Annotated in this window: 18 protein-coding genes and 1 tRNA gene; 10 read left to right on the top strand and 9 right to left on the bottom strand. The window is 68.9% G+C overall.

All coding sequences use genetic code 11. The features are described from left to right. Window positions 1–198: 198 nt before the first annotated feature. Complete coding sequence (locus ACZ6DL_RS07050; RefSeq protein WP_040864358.1) at window positions 199–627, bottom strand: very short patch repair endonuclease; 429 nt, start codon at window positions 625–627, stop codon at window positions 199–201. Continuing rightward, a complete protein-coding gene (locus ACZ6DL_RS07045; RefSeq protein WP_466050457.1) occupies window positions 624–1,757 on the bottom strand; it encodes a DNA cytosine methyltransferase in 1,134 nt (377 codons plus the stop codon). Before ACZ6DL_RS07045 ends, ACZ6DL_RS07050 begins: the two co-directional genes overlap by 4 nt. A 335-nt stretch (window positions 1,758–2,092) precedes the next feature. Here ACZ6DL_RS07045 and ACZ6DL_RS07040 point away from each other — a divergent pair, with 335 nt between their 5' ends. Next, entirely contained in the window at window positions 2,093–3,343 is a 1,251-nt protein-coding gene (locus ACZ6DL_RS07040; RefSeq protein ID WP_466049637.1) for a KasA/KasB family beta-ketoacyl-ACP synthase, read from the top strand. Window positions 3,344–3,451: 108 nt separating this feature from the next. Continuing rightward, entirely contained in the window at window positions 3,452–5,380 is a 1,929-nt protein-coding gene (gene fadD32, locus ACZ6DL_RS07035; RefSeq protein ID WP_466049635.1) for a long-chain-fatty-acid--AMP ligase FadD32, read from the top strand. Here the strand turns inward: fadD32 and ACZ6DL_RS07030 are convergent. Beyond that, window positions 5,377–5,655 (bottom strand): putative quinol monooxygenase, encoded by a 279-nt coding sequence (locus tag ACZ6DL_RS07030; protein ID WP_466049633.1) that lies wholly within the window; start codon window positions 5,653–5,655, stop codon window positions 5,377–5,379. The genes fadD32 and ACZ6DL_RS07030 overlap by 4 nt on opposite strands. A 218-nt stretch (window positions 5,656–5,873) precedes the next feature. Here ACZ6DL_RS07030 and ACZ6DL_RS07025 point away from each other — a divergent pair, with 218 nt between their 5' ends. The 3 genes from ACZ6DL_RS07025 to ACZ6DL_RS07015 are packed head-to-tail and all read left to right on the top strand — an operon-like array spanning window position 5,874 to window position 10,280. Further along, on the top strand, window positions 5,874–7,688 hold the full coding sequence (locus ACZ6DL_RS07025; protein WP_466049631.1) for an ABC transporter ATP-binding protein: 1,815 nt from the start codon (window positions 5,874–5,876) through the stop codon (window positions 7,686–7,688). Further along, window positions 7,688–9,616 (top strand): ABC transporter ATP-binding protein, encoded by a 1,929-nt coding sequence (locus tag ACZ6DL_RS07020; protein ID WP_466049630.1) that lies wholly within the window; start codon window positions 7,688–7,690, stop codon window positions 9,614–9,616. The genes ACZ6DL_RS07025 and ACZ6DL_RS07020 overlap by 1 nt, the downstream gene beginning before the upstream one ends. A 49-nt stretch (window positions 9,617–9,665) precedes the next feature. Then, window positions 9,666–10,280 carry a putative glycolipid-binding domain-containing protein gene (locus tag ACZ6DL_RS07015; RefSeq protein ID WP_084499007.1) on the top strand — a complete coding sequence of 205 codons (615 nt, stop codon included), beginning with the start codon at window positions 9,666–9,668 and terminating at the stop codon, window positions 10,278–10,280. 375 nt (window positions 10,281–10,655) lie between these two features. On the opposite strand, the gene ACZ6DL_RS07010 is transcribed toward ACZ6DL_RS07015, so the two are convergent. After that, window positions 10,656–11,594 (bottom strand): prephenate dehydrogenase, encoded by a 939-nt coding sequence (locus ACZ6DL_RS07010; protein ID WP_466049627.1) that lies wholly within the window; start codon window positions 11,592–11,594, stop codon window positions 10,656–10,658. 70 nt (window positions 11,595–11,664) lie between these two features. Between ACZ6DL_RS07010 and ACZ6DL_RS07005 the strand changes: the two genes are divergently transcribed. The 4 genes from ACZ6DL_RS07005 (at window position 11,665) to ACZ6DL_RS06990 (ending at window position 13,368) form a co-directional block, all read left to right on the top strand. Continuing rightward, entirely contained in the window at window positions 11,665–12,204 is a 540-nt protein-coding gene (locus tag ACZ6DL_RS07005; protein ID WP_040864375.1) for a tRNA adenosine deaminase-associated protein, read from the top strand. Between the two features lie 43 nt (window positions 12,205–12,247). Beyond that, window positions 12,248–12,682, top strand: a complete 435-nt coding sequence (locus tag ACZ6DL_RS07000) for a nucleoside deaminase (RefSeq protein ID WP_466050456.1) — start codon at window positions 12,248–12,250, stop codon at window positions 12,680–12,682. A gap of 67 nt (window positions 12,683–12,749) precedes the next feature. Then, a tRNA-Ser gene (locus ACZ6DL_RS06995) sits at window positions 12,750–12,837 on the top strand. A 75-nt stretch (window positions 12,838–12,912) separates the two neighbouring features. After that, window positions 12,913–13,368 carry a dCMP deaminase gene (locus tag ACZ6DL_RS06990; protein WP_466049625.1) on the top strand — a complete coding sequence of 152 codons (456 nt, stop codon included), beginning with the start codon at window positions 12,913–12,915 and terminating at the stop codon, window positions 13,366–13,368. Between the two features lie 6 nt (window positions 13,369–13,374). Here the strand turns inward: ACZ6DL_RS06990 and ACZ6DL_RS06985 are convergent, their stop codons facing one another. The 5 genes from ACZ6DL_RS06985 to ACZ6DL_RS06965 all read right to left on the bottom strand — a co-directional run bounded on the left by ACZ6DL_RS06985 (window position 13,375) and on the right by ACZ6DL_RS06965 (window position 17,081). Then, window positions 13,375–14,211 (bottom strand): antibiotic biosynthesis monooxygenase, encoded by an 837-nt coding sequence (locus tag ACZ6DL_RS06985; protein WP_466049623.1) that lies wholly within the window; start codon window positions 14,209–14,211, stop codon window positions 13,375–13,377. A 116-nt stretch (window positions 14,212–14,327) separates the two neighbouring features. Further along, a complete protein-coding gene (locus ACZ6DL_RS06980) occupies window positions 14,328–15,734 on the bottom strand; it encodes an amidohydrolase family protein (RefSeq protein ID WP_466049621.1) in 1,407 nt (468 codons plus the stop codon). A gap of 52 nt (window positions 15,735–15,786) precedes the next feature. After that, window positions 15,787–16,344, bottom strand: a complete 558-nt coding sequence (locus ACZ6DL_RS06975; RefSeq protein WP_466049619.1) for a carboxymuconolactone decarboxylase family protein — start codon at window positions 16,342–16,344, stop codon at window positions 15,787–15,789. A gap of 61 nt (window positions 16,345–16,405) precedes the next feature. Then, on the bottom strand, window positions 16,406–16,729 hold the full coding sequence (locus ACZ6DL_RS06970; RefSeq protein ID WP_396985993.1) for a carboxymuconolactone decarboxylase family protein: 324 nt from the start codon (window positions 16,727–16,729) through the stop codon (window positions 16,406–16,408). A 55-nt stretch (window positions 16,730–16,784) separates the two neighbouring features. Then, window positions 16,785–17,081, bottom strand: coding sequence for a DUF6191 domain-containing protein (locus ACZ6DL_RS06965; protein WP_466049618.1), 297 nt, complete (start codon window positions 17,079–17,081; stop codon window positions 16,785–16,787). 166 nt (window positions 17,082–17,247) lie between these two features. Here ACZ6DL_RS06965 and ACZ6DL_RS06960 point away from each other — a divergent pair, with 166 nt between their 5' ends. After that, the gene (locus ACZ6DL_RS06960; RefSeq protein WP_040864380.1) at window positions 17,248–17,448 is read left to right on the top strand and encodes a hypothetical protein; all 201 of its coding nucleotides are present in this window, start codon (window positions 17,248–17,250) and stop codon (window positions 17,446–17,448) included. Window positions 17,449–17,533 lie beyond the last annotated feature (85 nt).

Raw genomic sequence — 17,533 nt, 5'->3', positions numbered from 1 at the left:
CAGAGCGCGCCGGACAGCGGCGGGCCGCACACATCATTACCATCCGGGACACAGGGTCTTGTCAGCTTCGCCCGGCACGCTGGTCGACAGCTGCAACTCGAGGAGGTCCCCATGCTCGGTTTCGCGACTGCCGCCGCCGGAATCGCGGTCATCACGGTGATGGTGATGTCCGGCTACCTGGCCGCACACGCTCCGCGTTCACTCGTGCGGGTGCGCCACCACCGCTGACAACTCGGCCTGGACGCGATCGGCCGCGCTGACGGGATCCTCGTGCTCCCAGACGCGGACCACGCGCCAACCCGCCGCGACGAGCGCCGCGTCGGTGGCCCGGTCCCTGGCCACGTTGCCCGCCAGCTTGACCGCCCACCATTCGGCGTTGTTCTTCGGATCGGTGGCGTGCTGCGGGCAGCGGTGCCAGAAACAGCCGTCCACGTAGACCGCGACTCGCCGGCGTGGGAAGACCAGATCCGCGCGCCTGCGCTGGCCCCGGATCGGTGCGCGGTCGACGAAGTAGCGCAGCCCGCGGCGATGCAGTTCCCGGCGCAGCGCGAGTTCGGGATCGGTTCCGGTGCGCCGCTGGCGCGCCATCCGCGCGCTGGTGGCCGCGTCGGTAGGGGGCCGGTTCATGCCGCCCAGCCGCCCATCCGATCCAGATGGCATTCCACATCGGCGAGGAAGCCGGGCGGGAAACGCAGACTGCCCATGGTGGTGCGGCGCAGGAATCCGGCCGTCGCGCGGGCGGACAGCAACCGCGCGTCGGTGAGGAAGTGGGCCAGGTCCTCGTACGGCTCGTGCACCGGCCAGGTGGAGACCGGCACCCGGTAGGCCATACCGGAGCGCCCCCACGCCGCGACCGGCCACGGCGCGCCCGGCGCCAGCGGCTGATCCCCGGAGATCGGGTCGAGCGGAGCGGCCAGCCGCGATCCCACCCAGGCCGCCATCCGCACGCTCACCGCGTTGCCGACCAGCTTCCAGCGGTGACCCTTCCGGATGCCCGGCATCTCGGTGGCGGGTGCCGTCCAGCCAGGGTCGAAGCCCTGGAGGCGTTCGGCGTCCGAGATCCCCGGCGTGACGATCTCCCCGGACGGCAGCCGTACCGCGGGCGGGCTGGCGATGCCGAGCGCGGAGCCGCCCTTCAGCGTCGGAACCGCGTTCACCGCCCAGCCCAGTCCGCGCACCCCTTCGGTCCAGTAGAAGCCGCACGGATCGACCTCGGGATCGCCGATCACGCGGGGACCGGCGTCCTCGCCGAACAGCACCCCGCGCGGGTCCTCGGTGCGGGAAGCCAGCATCAGCACCCGCTGTCGGCGCTGGGGCAGGCCGAAGGCGCGGGCGTCCACCACGCGGTAGGCCCAGGTGTAGCCGAGTTCGTCGAGCGCGCCGGTGATGTGCCGCATCGCCGCGCCGCGCCCCAGCTGAAGCATGAAAGGCACGTTCTCGATCAGGAGCCAGCGTGGGCCGCGCTTGCGGCGCACCAGCCGGAACACCTCGTCGACCAGACCCGAGCGCGTGCCGGTGATGCCCGCGGTGCGCCCCGCCTGGGACAGGTCCTGGCACGGGAATCCCGCCGCGACCAGTTCCGTTCCCGCCGGGATCGCCCGCAGCCGGGTGATGTCGGAATGCAGGGGCACGTCCGGGAAACGGGCGGCGAGCACCCCTTGGGCCCCGGGCTCGATCTCGCACAGCAGCTCGGTGTGCCAGCCGTGCCTGGCGAGGCCGAGCTCGAGTCCGCCGATCCCGGCGAACAGCCCGACCATCCGCGCGCCCGTCAACGACCTTCCCTTTCTCGCGTCCACACCGGACGCCGCCCGCGCGTCCCGTGCCCGGGGAGCAGGTTACTCGAGTCGTCCGAGGCGATACCCGAACACGCGACCATCGGTCTCGGCACCTGGTACGGTCCGCGTGTCACGCAGTGCGATCCGTGCGCATTTCCAATAATGCACAAGGGTGGTCGCACAGGGACGTGATGACCGGCCGTTCCGCCTGCGCTCCAGTGCCATCCGTGCGGGCCGCCCACGATCCTGGTGGCGCGCTCGCGCATTGCTTCTGCTCGACGACGTTCCAGAGCGACGCTAGGGAAAGTGAGCGAAACATGCAGATGCCTTCCACCAGAAACGGACAGTTTCCCCCCGTCGTGGTCACCAGCCTCGCGGCGACCACCTCCCTCGCGGGTGACGTGGATTCCACGTGGAAGGGCTTGCTCAACGGCGACAGCGGTATCGACGTCCTGGAAGACGATTTCATCGACGAATTCGAACTGCCGGTGCGCATCGGCGGCCATCTCGAGGTCCCGCCCGCGACGTATCTGGACGTGGCGGAGGCCCGCAGGCTCGCCTACGTGGAACAGTTGGCCGTCGTGCTCGGGCGTGAGGTCTGGCGCAACGCGGGCAGTCCCGAGGTGGACAAGCACCGTCTGGCGGTGTCGATCGGCACGGGGCTCGGCGGCGCGGAGGCGATGATCCACGCTCGGGACAAGCTGCGAAACGGGGGTTACCGCAAGGTGTCGCCGTACACCGTCCAGGCCGTGATGCCGAACGGCGCCGCCGCCTGCGTCGCGCTGGAACTCGGGGCGCGTGCCGGGGTGACGACGCCGGTGTCGGCCTGTTCCTCCGGTGCGGAAGCGATCGCCAACGCGTGGCGGGCGATCGTCATGGGCGACGCCGACATGGTGGTCACCGGCGGCGTGGAGGGTTCCATCCAGGCCCTCGCCATCGCGGCGTTCAGCATGATGCGCGCGATGAGCACCCGCAACGACGCGCCGAAGAGCGCCTCACGTCCGTTCGACGCCGAGCGGGACGGCTTCGTCTTCGGCGAGGCGGGCGCGCTGATGGTGCTGGAGACCGAGGAGCACGCCAGAGCGCGCGGCGCGACCATTCACGCCCGGCTGATGGGCGCAGGCATCACCTCCGACGGCTTCCACCTGGTGGCGCCGGACCCGGAGGGCACCGGGGCCGCGCGTGCGATGACCCGGGCGATGCGCACGGCGGGTCTGGCCAAGACCGATGTCACGCACGTCAACGCGCACGCGACTGCCACTCCGATCGGTGACACGGCGGAGGCGCGCGCGATCAGCCAGGCAGTGGGCAACCACGCGTCGGTCTACGCGCCCAAATCGGCCCTCGGTCATTCCATCGGCGCGGTGGGGGCGCTCGAATCGGTGCTCACGGTGCTGAGCGTGCGCGACGAAATCATTCCGCCCACGCTGAATCTGGACAATCAGGATCCGGACATCGATCTGGACGTGGTGCACGGCCTAGCCAGGCCCGGCCGCATCGATTACGCCCTGAACAACTCGTTCGGATTCGGCGGGCACAATGTCGCGCTCGCCTTCGGACGGTACTGACCGCCAGGTGGCCGGGACACCTGCTAGCCTTCCCGGCGCTTCGTTATCGACCTGTGTTCGGTGTCATTGCACGCCCTGAGTGGCTGTGCGCTGGAAAAGGATAAGGCGATGATCGACGAAACCTTCGACGACTATCTGGACGATCAGGGCAATATCAGAATCCGCGGCGACAGGACCCTGATCGACTTCGTCGACAAGCACAGCGCGGAGAACGGCGACGAACTCGCCTACCGCTTCATCGACTACTCCCGGGAAAGGGACGGCGAGTACCACGAACTCACCTGGCGGCAGTTCGGTGTGCGTTTGCACGCGGTGGCGGCACGGCTGCAACAGGTCACCCAGCCGGGCGACCGAGTGGCGATTCTCGCTCCGCAAGGACTCGACTACGTCGTCTCGCTGTTCGCCGCGGTGTACGCGGGCACGATCGCGGTCCCGCTGTTCGATCCGGAGGAACAGGGCCACACCGACCGCTTGCACGCGGTGCTGGGTGACTGCACTCCGGCGGCGATCCTCACCTCGGGCTCCGCGGCGGCTGGTGTGCGGAAATTCTTCCGGCATCTGCCGCCGCCGCAGCGTCCGCGCATCATCGCGGTGGAGGCGATCCCCGATAGCGTCGGCGCCTCGTGGGTGCGCCCGGACATCAACATCGACAGCGTCGCCTATCTGCAGTACACCTCGGGGTCGACCCGGACGCCCGCGGGCGTAGCGATCACCCATCGAGCGGTGGGCACGAATCTGTTGCAGATGATCGACGCCATCGGCGTCACCGAGAATTCGCGCGGGGTCACCTGGTTGCCGCTGTTCCACGACATGGGCCTGCTCTGCGTGATCCTGCCGACGGTCGGCGGCGGATTCATCACGATCATGTCGCCGAGCGCGTTCGTGCGCCGCCCCTACCGCTGGATCAAGGAGCTGGCCGCGGCCTCCGACGGCGCCGGAACATTCGCCGCCGCGCCCAATTTCGCGTTCGAACACGCCGCGGCGCGCGGCAAGCCGAAGCCGGGCGAGAAATTGGATCTTTCCAATGTGATCGGGCTGATCAACGGCAGCGAACCGGTGTCGGTGTCGTCGATGAAGAAGTTCAACGACGCGTTCGCGCCGTACGGGTTGCCGGAGACGGCGATCAAGCCCTCCTACGGCATGGCCGAGGCGACGGTGTTCGTCTCCGCCACCCGGGCCCGGGACAAGGCGAGGGTCGTCCATGTCGACCGGACCGAGTTGAACGCCGGGCGGATGGTCGAGGTCGCCGCGGACGCCGACAACGCCATCGCGCAGGTGTCCTGCGGGTACGTCGCGCTGTCGCAGTGGGCGGTGATCGTCGACCCCGAACACGGCGCCGAGCGACGGGACGGCGAGGTCGGTGAGATCTGGCTGCACGGCGAGAACATGGGCATCGGGTACTGGGGGCGCCCCGAGGAGACCGAGGCCACCTTCCGCGCGAAACTGGCCGCCCGGTTGCCCGAGGGCAGTCACGCGGAGGGCACGCCGCCCGACGCCAACTGGATGCGCACCGGCGATTTCGGCGCCTACCTCGACGGCGAGCTGTACATCACCGGCCGGGTCAAGGACTTGGTCATCGTCGACGGCCGCAACCACTATCCGCAGGACCTGGAGTTCTCGGCCCAGGAATCCAGCACGGCGCTGCGCCCCGGCTTCGTCGCGGCGTTCTCGGTGCCCGCCAACGAACTGCCCGCACTGGTCTTCGAGCAGGGCAGCCGCTCCGGTCTGGCGTTCGACGCCGAGGACACCTCCGAGCAGTTGGTGATCGTCGCCGAGCGCAATACCGGTGCGGGCAAGCTCGAGTCGGAGTCGGTTGCCGACACCGTGCGCGCGGCGATCGCGCATCGCCACGGCGTCATGGTCCGGGACGTGCTGCTGGTGCCCGCCGGTTCGATTCCGCGCACCTCCAGCGGCAAGATCGCCCGCCGCGCCTGCCGGGCGGCCTATCTGGAGGGCACGCTGCGCGGCGGCCACCAGCAGCAGGCGTTCCCGGACGCGCCGCAGGATTGGGAGTCGGAGACCGCGGTCGTCGGCTAGAGCCGGGTCTCGGTCTCGTACTCGAATTCCCGGACGTCGGCGCCCACGATCAGAGCGTCGAGGTCGCCCGAGGTACCCGTGCCGCGGAAGCGTTCCACCGCGGCACGGGTGGTCCAGCGCTCGTAGACGTTCACCCGATCGGGTTCGAGCAGGTCCGCGCCGAGGCCGAAGTCCAGGCAGCCTTCGCGGGCGCGGGCCAGGGCCACGACCTCCCGGCAGCTGTCGAGGTAACGGTCGCGATCGGTGACCCGCAGATATCCGGCGACGATCAGCATGGGAGGAAGTCTAGATCTGTGCGGTTTGACCTCGAGTTCACTCGAGGTTGTTGGCTTGGCGAATGAACGTCGCACCCGTCGCCGCGGATCTCCGGCGGCAGCCGGAAAATCGGTTGGTCGATACCCGTTCCGGTGCGACCCTGGAATGTCGGACCCCGCTGCGAACATCACCGTGGGTCCCGTTCTCCGCCGCCAGTCACATACCTCGAGGGGGAGCCTTGTCTGTCGCACTGGACGTTTCGTCGGCCGAACCGGAGGCCGATAGAACGGGGCGGCCCGCCGCCACGGGCCGCCTGCATTCCCTGCGCCGATTCGGGCCGTACCTGCGTCCGCATGCCGGCATCCTGCTCGCCGCCAGCGGCCTCGCGGTGTTGTCCGGCCTGACGGCCGTCGTCATCCCGCTGATGATCGCCCGGATCATCGACGGCCCCGTCGCCCACCGCGATCTCGCGGGCGCGCTCGGGCCGGTGGCCGCGGTCGCGGCGCTCGGCCTGGTGGAGGCCGCAGGCGTGTGGGGGCGCCGCTGGCTGATCGCCGCGCCCGCGACGCGGTTCGAGATCACGGTGCGCGCCGAGATCTTCCGCAAGCTGCAAGCGCTGTCGATCGGCAGGCACGACGCGTGGGAGTCGGGTCAGCTGCTCTCGCGAGCGATCGATGATCTGGCCACCATGCGCCGGTTCGTGTCCTTCGCGGCGCCGTTCCTGGTGGTCCACTGCGTGATCATCCCGGTCGGCCTGCTCGTGCTGATCGGGCTGAGCCCGCAGATCGGCTTGATCTTCGCGGTGATCTCGATCCCGCTGGTGATCGGCTGCATTCGTTTCGAACGCCGATACGCGGTGGCGTCCAGGCGTTCCCAGGACCAGTCCGGCGATTTGGCCACGACGGCAGAGGAATCCGCGCAGGGCATCCGGGTGCTCAAGGCGTTCGGGCGCGGCGTGTTCTTCGGCCACCGCTTCACCGCGCAGGCGCAGGAGCTACGGCAGACCGAGCTGATGAAAGCGCGCCTGGACGCGACGTTGTGGTCGCTCATGGTGAGCCTGCCGCAGCTGGCCATCGCGTTCGCGCTGGGGTACGGCGGGTACGCGGTGGCGCACGGCACGATGACGCTCGGCACCTTGATCGCGGGCATCACGCTGGCGACCTTCTTGCAGTGGCCGATCATCTGGACCGGCTTCCTGCTCGCCGAGTTGAACGACGCGCGCACCGCCGCCGACCGGTACTGGGAGATCATCGACACCCCCGCCGACATCACCGATCCGGCCGACCCGGTGGACCTGCCCGAGCGCATCCGCGGCGAATTGCGCTTGAACGCCGTGCGATTCGCCTTCCCCGAGGCCGAAGACGATGTGCTGCGAGAGGTGTCGTTACGGGTGCGCCCCGGCGAGACCGTGGCGCTGGTCGGCGCGACGGGAAGCGGCAAGACGGCGCTGCTCAACTTGATCCCGCGCCTGTACGACGTGACGGACGGTGCGATCACCATCGACGGCATCGACATCGCGACGATGCGAGTCGCCGATCTGCGGTCGCTGGTGTCGGTCGCCTTCGAGGATCCGGTGCTGTTCTCCGCGAGCGTGCGCGAGAACGTCGCGCTCGGCGACCCGACCGCCACCGACGCCGACGTTCACCGCGCCCTGGAGGTCGCGCAGGCCACCGAGTTCGTGGACGACCTGCCTTGGGGCTTGGACACCAGGATCGGCGAACAGGGCCTGAGCTTGTCCGGTGGCCAGCGGCAGCGGCTCGCGCTGGCCCGCGCGGTGCTCACCGGTGCGGGCGGGGGCGAGCGCAGCCGGATCATGGTGCTCGACGACCCGCTGTCCGCGCTCGACGTGGAGACCGAGGAGCGGGTGCAGGCACGCCTGCGCACCGTGCTGGCCGACGCGACGACGCTGCTGGTCGCGCATCGCCCGTCCACGGCGGCGCTGGCCGACCGGGTGGCGGTGCTCGCCGACGGCCGGATCGTCGCGGAGGGCACCCACGATCAACTGCTTCGTACCAGCAGGAGCTACCGCGAACTGATGGGAGGGGAGCGGTGATGACTACGACGATCAGTGACTCGAAAGACGAGGCACCGGAGCCCGTTCCGCCACGCGAGGAAGCCGCGGCCGACTGGCGTGGCATCGCGGGCGAGGACAAAGCGGTCACCGAGACCGGCAATCTGGTGCTGGCCGGCCGCTCCCGGCGGCTGCTGCTCGACCTGGTCAAGCCCTACCGCAAGCTCACCGCGCTCGCGCTGGTGCTCATCGTGCTGGACAACGTCGCGAAGGTGTCCGCGCCGCTGTTCGTCGCGCACGCGCTGGACACCGGCATCGCGCGGGGTGTCGAGGGGAACTGGGGGCCGCTGGCCGGGAGCGTGGCCGGTTACCTCGGCTCGGTCCTGCTCGGCGTGGTCTGCACGTACTCCTTCCTGCGGGTGTCCGGCAGGCTCAGCCAGAGCGTGCTGTTCGACCTGCGGGTCCGCGCGTTCACGCACGTGCAGCGGCTCAGCGTCGCCTTCCACGAGAAGTACACCTCCGGCAAGGTGGTGGCGCGGCTCACCGGCGACATCGAGACGCTCCAGGATCTGCTGGAAAGCGCCCTCAACCAGGCGCTGAGCGCGATCCTGTCGGTGCTCACCATCGCGGCGCTGTTGATCTACCTGGATCAGGCTCTCGCGGCGATCGTGCTGGTCGGATTCGTCCCGCTGGTCATGGTCACCCGGTGGGCGCAGCGCAGGCAGCGAGCGGGCTACCGGCGCACGCGCGCCGCGATCGCCAAGGTGGTCGTGCAGTTCGTCGAGTCGATGGGCGGCATGCGGGCGGTGCAGGCGTTCCGCCGGGAACAGCGCAACGAGTCGGTGCTCGCGATCGAGGACTCCGAATACCGCCAGGCGACCACCGCGGCGATGCGCGGCATGGGCGACTACGCCGGGCTGACCAAGCTGCTCGGCAACCTGACCACGGTCACCGTCATCGTGGTCGGCGCCTGGCGGGTGATCGAGGGTGACCTCGCGGTCGGCGTGCTCGCCGCCTACCTGCTGTACCTCAACGAGTTCTACGGGCCGCTGGACGAACTGGCGCAGGTGTTCAACGCCTACCAGTCCGCGGCGGCCGCGCTCGAGAAGATCTCGGGCGTGCTCGAGGAGGAGCCGTCGGTGCCAGAGCCCGCGCGGCCGGTGACACTGGAGAAGGCGTCGGGCGCGGTGCGCATGGAGAAGGTGTGGTTCGGTTACTCGTCCGCGCGGAAGGATGCCCACTCAGCGCCGTCCACCGAACCGGGTGAGCCCGATCGGCGGGCGCGACCGGTGCTGCCTGAGTTCACCCTGGACATCCCGGCCGGGCAGGTGATCGCGCTGGTGGGTGCGACCGGTGCGGGCAAGTCGACGCTGGCGAAGCTGCTGACGCGGTTCTACGACCCGTCCGGCGGCACGGTCACCCTGGACGGCGTCGACCTGCGCGAGGTGTCCGACGCCGACCTGCGCCGCAACGTGGTGATGGTCACCCAGGAGTCCTACCTGTTCTCCGGTTCGGTGGCCGACAACATCCGGTTGGGCAGGCCAGAGGCCACCGACGCGGAGGTGTTCGCGGCGGCGCGCGCCGTCGGCCTGTACGACTTCGTGCAGGCGCTGCCCGAGGGCTTCGACACCGACGTGCGCAAGCGCGGCGGCAGGCTCTCGGCGGGGCAGCGGCAGTTGGTGGCGTTCGCGCGGGTGTTCCTCGCCGACCCGGCTGTGATCGTGCTGGACGAGGCCACCTCGAGCCTGGACATCCCCAGCGAACGGCTGGTGCAGCGGGCGCTGGAGACCGTGCTGCGCGGGCGCACGGCGGTGATCATCGCCCACCGGCTGTCCACGGTGGCGATCGCGGACCGGGTGCTGGTGCTGGAATCCGGCCGGATCGTCGAGGACGGCGCGCCGGACGCCCTGATCGCGGGCAGCGGTCGGTTCGCGGGCCTGCACGCGGCGTGGCGGGAGTCGCTGGTGTGATGAGCGGCGGTTGTGCGGGCCGGGGGCGGGTGTCGCTTACGGTAGATACGTGACGACCCCAGCCCCCGACCCCGAGCGCCCCGCCGCGAGTCCGCAGGAATCCCGGTGGCCGGCGATCCTCACCTGGCGCGCCCACGACGCGACCCGGATGGAGTCGGTGCGGGTGCAGCTCAATGGCAACCGCATCCGCGCCGCCGGGCGCATGATCGGCGGCGCGAGCGCGGACCACCCTGCCTTCAGCGCGTCGTACGACCTGGTCACCGATGAGAACGGCGCGACGAAGCGGCTGTCGCTGCGCACCACGACGGCCGCCGGTGAGCGGCACGCCTCGATCGCCCGTGACGAGGAGAACTACTGGCTCGTCGACGCGGGCGGCAACCATGTGCGCTCCACCTTCGCAGGCGCCCTCGACGTGGACGTGGTGCTCAGCCCGTTCTTCAACACGCTGCCGATCCGCCGCTACGACCTGCAACACGCGGTCGAGGACGTCCAGGTCCCGGTGGTCTATGTCCGCCTGCCCGACCTGCTCGTCCAAGAGGCCACGCTGATCTACAGCAGCGCCGCCGACGGCATCAGCGTGCTGTCGCCGGTCTCCAGCGCCACGGTCACGGTGGACGCCGACGGCTTCCTGCTGGACTACCCGGGCCTGGCCGAACGGATCTGACGCCGCACCGAACGGGCCGCGACCTGCGCAAGCGGGCAGGCCGAAGCTTTCGCGCCGAGAGCCGGATCATCCGGTCCCCGGGCGGCCGATAACGACTGCCGGTGCATGGGCCCCACTTGCAGTCCGGCGGCCGCGCAGCGCCCACACCCTCGCCGACCCCTTCATCGCGGGCTCGACGGCACGCGCTGTTGTCGATGTTGCCCGGCTCGTCCCGGCACAGTCGGGCAACGCCGCTTGACGCGCATCGCGCTCGGTGGCCCCACCGTCGTGTGCGATCGACAGCGCCCGGACCGACTCCGGTGTGCTGGGCATCGGGTCAGCGGTTCTCAGCGTGTGCCGCACTTACCTCGATCGGACTCTCCGGCCGTGGCCAGGTCAGTTCAGCCGGGTGAGGACGCCGCCGCGCTGCCCCGCCGCTCGCAGGTGTTCCAGCCAATCTTGGTCACCCGGGCGGGTATCCGTGATCTCCCAGCGTCGCGCGGATTCGTAGCGTCGCCGCGCGTCGTGCCCGGCCTCGACCAGGTCCGCGAGAGATGTCTGGTCACGCAGGCTGTCGCGGGCCGCGCCGAGCACGGTGAGCGTTTCGTCCAGAACTTCCAGCAGCGCCGCCGAATTCGGTTCGCAGATCGCGCGAACCAGATCGGGCGCCGTGCCCGCCACCCGGGTGCCGTCGCGGAACGATCCGGCCGCCAGTCCCAGCGCGAGATCGCCCCCGGTCGCGCCCGCCAGAGCCAAGGCCTCGGCCAGCACATGCGGGAGATGGGAGATGCGCGCGACGGCGCGATCGTGCTCCGCGGCCACCACCGGTACCACCACCGAGCCGCAGTCCAGGGCGAGCCGCGCCACGCGGGTCCACGGCTCGGCCCGGGTGCCCTCGTCGACGCCGACCGCCCACACCGCGTCACGGAACAACTCCGGATCGGTGGCGGCCCAGCCGGATTCGGACGTGCCCGCCATCGGATGACCGCCGACGTACCGGTCGGCGAGCCCGTGTTCGCGCACGACCGCCGCGACCGGCGCCTTCACGCTCACCACATCGGTGAGCGCGCACTCGGGGGCGTAGGTGGCGATCGCGGAGAGCATGTGGTCCACCGCGGGCATCGGCACCGCGACGACGATCAGCGCGTCGGTTCCCGCGGCGCGGCGCAACGCGGCGGGCAGATCTTCGGTGACGTCGAATCCGTCGGCGCGGGCGGCCTGCGCGCCCGCCGCCGACCGGTTGTATCCCCAGCCGTCATAGCCCGCGGCGACGGCCGCGCGTAATAGCGATCCACCGATCAGACCGGTCCCCAGGACGCACACGGGTGCTTTCATCGCCGAAGTCACCCGAACAGATTGGCATACGACTTCAACATTTCCGCTCGAGCAGACTACCGTTGCGGCCATGGCAGCACAGCGCTCGGGCACGAACAGGGCGGCGTCGGACGATTACGACGACGTGGAAGGGTTCGCAGTGGCGGTTGTCCGCGAAGAAGGCAAATGGCGGTGCAGTCCGCTGAGCCGGGACGCGCTCACCGATTTGTCCGCCGCGGAAAACGAACTGAAGGCTTTGCGCAGCTCCGGAGCGGTGTTCGGCTTGCTCGACATCGACGATGAGTTCTTCATCGTGCTCCGGCCGGCGCCGAGCGGGACCCGCATGCTCGTCTCGGACGCCACGGCCGCGATCGATTACGACATCGCCGCGGACGTCCTGGAGGCCCTGAACGTGGAGATTCCGGATATCGATCCGGACGAACTGGACGATGTCGAGCCGTGGGAGGAGGGCGACCTCGGGGTGCTCGCCGATCTCGGCCTGCCCGAACCGGTGCTGAGCGTCATCCTCGCCGAGACCGACCTGTATCCGGACGAGCAGCTCGGCATGATCGCCCAGCGTCTCGGCTTCGCAGGCGAACTCGCCGCGGTACTGGACAAACTGCCACGCTGACGTGGGCGTTCTCCCGAACGACCCGATTTCGTCGGACGCCGACATGGTGCGTGCCGCCATCAGCGCGGCGGCGGCCGCCGGGGATCGTGACGTGCCGGTCGGCGCGGTGGTGTTCGACTCCGCCGGAAGGGAACTGGCGCGGGCCGCGAATGCGCGGGAAGCGCTCGGCGATCCGACCGCGCACGCGGAGATCCTGGCGCTGCGCCGTGCCGCCGCGGTGCACGGTGACGGATGGCGGCTGGAGGGCGTCACCCTCGCCGTCACCCTGGAGCCGTGCACGATGTGCGCGGGGGCGCTGGTGCTCGCGCGGGTGGGCCGCCTGGTCTTCGGGGCGTGGGAGCCGAAGACCGGCGCTGTCGGGTCGCTGTGGGACGTGGTGCGCGACCGTCGTCTCAATCACCGCCCCCAGGTGCGCGGTGGAGTGCTCGAGGACGAGTGCGCGGCATTGCTCGACGAGTTCTTCCGCACCCAGCGCTGAGCCCACCGGGCAGCGCAGGTCAGCAAACGATTTAGTGATCCGGCGACGGTCCGGTATGGTTGTCGGCGGTGGCGTGTCCGAGCGGCCTAAGGAGCACGCCTCGAAAGCGTGTGAGGGGTAACCCCCCTCCGAGGGTTCAAATCCCTCCGCCACCGCTCCAGCCCCTCATCTGTTCGCAGGTGAGGGGCTTTTCATCTTTCGCAGGACTAGTGCCGAAGGAGGGTGATCCGGTGACCGAGCCCGACCACCACTACTGGATGAACCGGGCCATCGAGCTCGCGCGCCTGTGCCCGGTGGCCGAGGGGGCGTTCTCGGTGGGCGCGGTGATCGTCGCCGACGGTGCGGAGATCGCGACCGGCTACTCGCGCGAGTCCGATCCCAAGGAGCACGCCGAGGAGGCGGCGCTCGGCAAGCTCGATCCGGCGGATCCGCGGCTTGGGCGGGCCACGCTCTACAGCACGCTGGAGCCCTGTTCGGAACGGGGGACGAAGGACCGGCTGCCGTGCACCGACCGGATTCTGCGGGCCGGTATCCCGGTCGTGGTGATCGCGTGGCGCGAGCCGTCGACGTTCGTGGTGAACTGCGTCGGAGTGGAGAAACTGCGGCAGGCGGGTGTCACGGTGCTCGAACTGCCCGAACTGGCCGAGGCGGCGATGTCGATGAACCGGCATCTCGACCTGTCCTGAGCGCGCTCAGTCGTAGTCCCAGTACTGCAACCAGCGCACCGACGCGAACAGCAACAGCGTCAGCGCGTAGAGCGCGACGACCACCGCCGCCCCCGCGACGCTGATCCGCAGGCCCGCGCCGTCGATCGGATCGAGCCACCGGCGGAACCGGCTCGCCACCGCGGGCGACAGGTAGTAGCTCATCAAGCCCACGCTCACGATCTGGCTGAGCCACAACGCCAGCCACGGTGACGCTCCCGCCCGGTCCAGCACCGGGCCGAGGAAACGCGACAGCACCATCACCGTCGGATACAGCACCAGCAACACCAGCATGGCGGTCTTCCACGTCGGCGTCATCCTGGTCTCGCCGTGGACCGTTCGCACGGTCGAGCCGAACGGCGTGGTGTGCGCCTGCACGGTGAAGTCCTCGGTCAGCTTCGCACGCAATTCCGGTAGGGTGGCGGCGCGTTCGTCCGAGCCCAGCCAATCCGACAACTGCCGTTCCGTACGGAATCGGAGCACCGAAAACCAGCGCCCTCCGTCCGACGGGAAAAGGGCGGCGCCTTCGAATCCCGGAAATGTGGAACTCACCGCGACGAGCCGTGCCTCGGTGGCCTCGAATTCGGCTTCCTTGTCGCGCGCGACGCTGTGCCGGAACACGCCGATACCCGGCGGTGGCGACCCGCCTTCGACGATGACCAGATCCGAGCTCTTGCGATGAAAACCGAGCGTTGTGCCGTCGGACAGTGCGGCCGCTCGTTCGGCGGAGTCCAGAAATGCGTGCAGTGCGGGTTCGGATCGGAATGTGACGCTGAAACCCGGTTCGAGAAGCGCGCCTTCGGTGACCGCCACGGAGGAACTCACGAATCCGTCCATTCGACGGGCGATTTCGGTGATCCGCAGGAGCCAGTCCCGAAAATCCCCGTCGTGCGCCGGTCGGTGAAAGACCGTTACGGCGGTAGCGGCGGCGTCCATCGACGCTATGCGACGTCGATGCGGCGACCCTGCACATAGACCTCGGTGATCGCGGGTTCGCGGATACCCATCAGCAGCGCGAACAACGTCTGATCCCGGGCCAATGCGGGGTCTTCGGAACGAATACCCTGTGCCAGCGTGTGTTCCAGAGCCGGAACGCGCGCCGGTTCCACCACGATGAAGTCGGCTTCCTTACCGACGTCGAAATTCCCGAAGCGATTTTCCATATCCAAGGCGCGCGCCCCGGCCAGCGTGCCGGTGAACAACATTTCCGCCGGATGCATCGACACCCCGTGCTCGCCCGGCTCGGAGATGTGCACCTTGAACGCGGCCGCCAGCACCTGCGGGATCAGCCATTCGTCGCCACCGCCGTAATCGGTGCCCGCGGCCACCGTGACGCCGGAGGCGAGCGTCCGCTTCCACGGCATCGTGCCGGAGCCGAGGAACTGCTGCGACACCGGACAATGCGCCACCGACGTGCCCGTTTCGGCCATCCGCGCCAGCTCGACGTCCTGGCAGTGCACGCAGTGGGCGAGGATGCTGCGCCTACCGAGCAGGCTCTTGCCGCCCACCGCCGATCCGGGCAGGAACTTCCCGTCATAGGTGTCCAGATAGGTGGTCACGCCGTAGGCGTGCTTGGTCGTGTCGACTTCCCCGGTTCCCGGACGGTTGTTCTCGTTGAGATGAGTGTGGAAATAGACGCCGCGTTCGCGCACCGAGTCGTACAGCTCGCCGAGGTTGTTCAGAGTTCGGCGAGTCACCGCCAGTGAAAAGCGGGGGACGATCGCCACGTGCAAAAGGGCGGTATCCACGTCACCGGTGTCGGCGGCGTGCCAATTGTCGATCTCCTCGCTCGTCAAGCGGATGGCGTCGTCTTCGGTGGTGATCAAGGGCGCTGCCGACGGATCTCCGGTCGTTTGGATGCCACGGCCGCCGACCATCCGGAGACCGCGTCGGCGGGTTTCGGCGAACAGGGCGTCTTGCGCGTGTGGGAACGCCGAGCCGAACACCATCGCCGCCGTGGTGCCCGCGGCGATGCGCCGGGTACAGAATTCGGCTGCCGCCGATCGCGCGAACTCCACTTCGGCGTAACGGGATTCCGCCGGATAGATGCACAATTCCAGCCATTCCAGCAGTTGGCCGCCGCCGTAGGCATCTCCTGCGAAGGTCTGCGGGAAATGAACATGGGTATCGACGAACCCGGGAAGCAGGAATCCGGGTCGATGGTCGAACACTTTTTCGGCGCGGTACTCGTCCGGGATATCCGAGCGCGTTCCGCAGAATGCGACCCGACCACGGTCGTCGATTATCAAAGCCCCGTCCGGGACGTAGGCCAGCGCGTCGGGCACATCGCGGGCAGCAGGACTACCGGCGATGTGAAAAATGTGCCCCAAGTGGACTTGGCTCACCATTCGAGGAGAACACACATCGATCCGGGACGCGAGTGAATCGGAGGAAAAGCGGTCAGACGCCGCGCGAGAACAATGTCACCGGCGGCGGCATACGGTAGCCGGCGAGTTTGATGAATCGGGCGCTCACGCTCGGCTGCCTGCCCTCCAGCGGGCCCGCCCCGACGGTGTTCATCATCCGGTTGATCACGTTGAAGCAGGTGCCGACCCAGACGGCCTCGTCGAACGCGTCCCGGGAAACCCCCGCCAGCCGGACCACGGCGGCGTCCTGCGCGGTCAGCCCCTCGGGATCACGAGCCATCTTCGCGAGGAAACCGAGCATGGCGCGCGCCTCGGGGCGCAGCGGGGAATCCGCGCCGTCGGCCAAGGCGCGAGTCACCAGGTCGGCGTCGACGTACGCACCGGCGATGGCCTCGTGCGAAGTCGCGCAGAACGGGCACTCGTTGGCCTGGGAGGTGTGCGTCGCGAAGATCTCGCGTTCGGCGACGGTCCAGTACGACGGTCCGCGCATGGCCTCCTGGATCAGGTCCGACAGGGGCGATCCGAAGAACCGATGCCGATAGAACAGCACCTTCAGCACCGCGGGGACCTCGACGCCGCTGAACCGCCGCATGGTCCACAACACCAACCTTGTGGGCCGGTCGTGGCCGGATCGCACCGCTTCGAGCCACATTTCAGTTGCCCTCCCACGCCAGCCGCGCGGCGCGCAGGCGTCGGTCGGCCGCGCCGTAGGCGGCGACCGCGGTCGCCTCGAATATCTCATCGTCGGTGTGCCCGGCGGCTTTCAACGCCGCGATGTGCTGCTCGGTGACCCGGTAGGACCGGTCGGCCACCAGCTCGGCGAAGGTGGCGAGTTCCGTCGGGTCGTGCGGGCCCGGATCGGCTGTCGCGGCGGCTCTGGCTCGCAAGACGCGGCGGATCTCGCTCGACAGCCGCCCCGGTGCGGTCTCGAGGTGCGCACCGAACCGCTCCCATTTCTCACTCATCGAGCCACGCATGGGCCCATTCTGGCCGACGACCGCCGCCTTCGCTGGAAATCGCAGGCGCGCAGCGTCAGTCGCGACCGCCCTCCGCTTGCTTGCGAAGCACCACCCGGTGGTGCTCCAGGTCGACCCCGACCAGCGGCGGCGCGCCCTCGTCCTGCTCGTCCCGCAGCATCGACACGGATTCGCGATGGTCCAGCTCCATGCGCTTGGTCGCGTAGAACAGCGCGGTGAACTCGTCGGTGAACGTGCCGGAGACGGGGGTTCGGCGGCGCCTGCGACGTTTGTTCACGGTCAGCTCGTAGACCGCCACCAGCACGAGGAGGATCACCCATCCGGGGATCCACCACTGCAACACCGACGCCATGGCTACCGAAGCTACCCGCCCGCGCCGAACCGATTCGAAAATTGCTCGTTTCACGGAGGGTAACGGGTGAGATCGCGGGTATACGCCCGATACGGAAAGTGCGGGAAGGACGCGATGCCAGATGCGCCGTCGGACAGTCCGCGCGGGAACGATGCGCGAGAGAAACATGAGAATCGGAAGTGTAATCGTCTTGATCTGGTTGCTGATCGGCGTGATCGCCGCAGCACAACGCCACTACTTCGACAGTGGACCGGTCAATTGCGCCGGTTTCGGCACCATCGCCGTCACTGTCATCGCGGGACCGCTCAACTACATGGGCGTGAATCCGAAGGTTGCGGATTGCAATGTCCCGCAACCCAGTCCGTAGTTCGATCGAGTGAATAGGGACGGCCGGGTGGGCATGCCCACCCGGCCGTCCCTATTCGTATGCTCGGACGAGCTGTGAGCCGAGC

This window comes from Nocardia sp. NPDC041819, assembly GCF_055590505.1.
The sequence above is the reverse complement of the archived record's forward strand: the minus strand, read 5'-3'. Positions and strand labels throughout refer to the sequence as shown.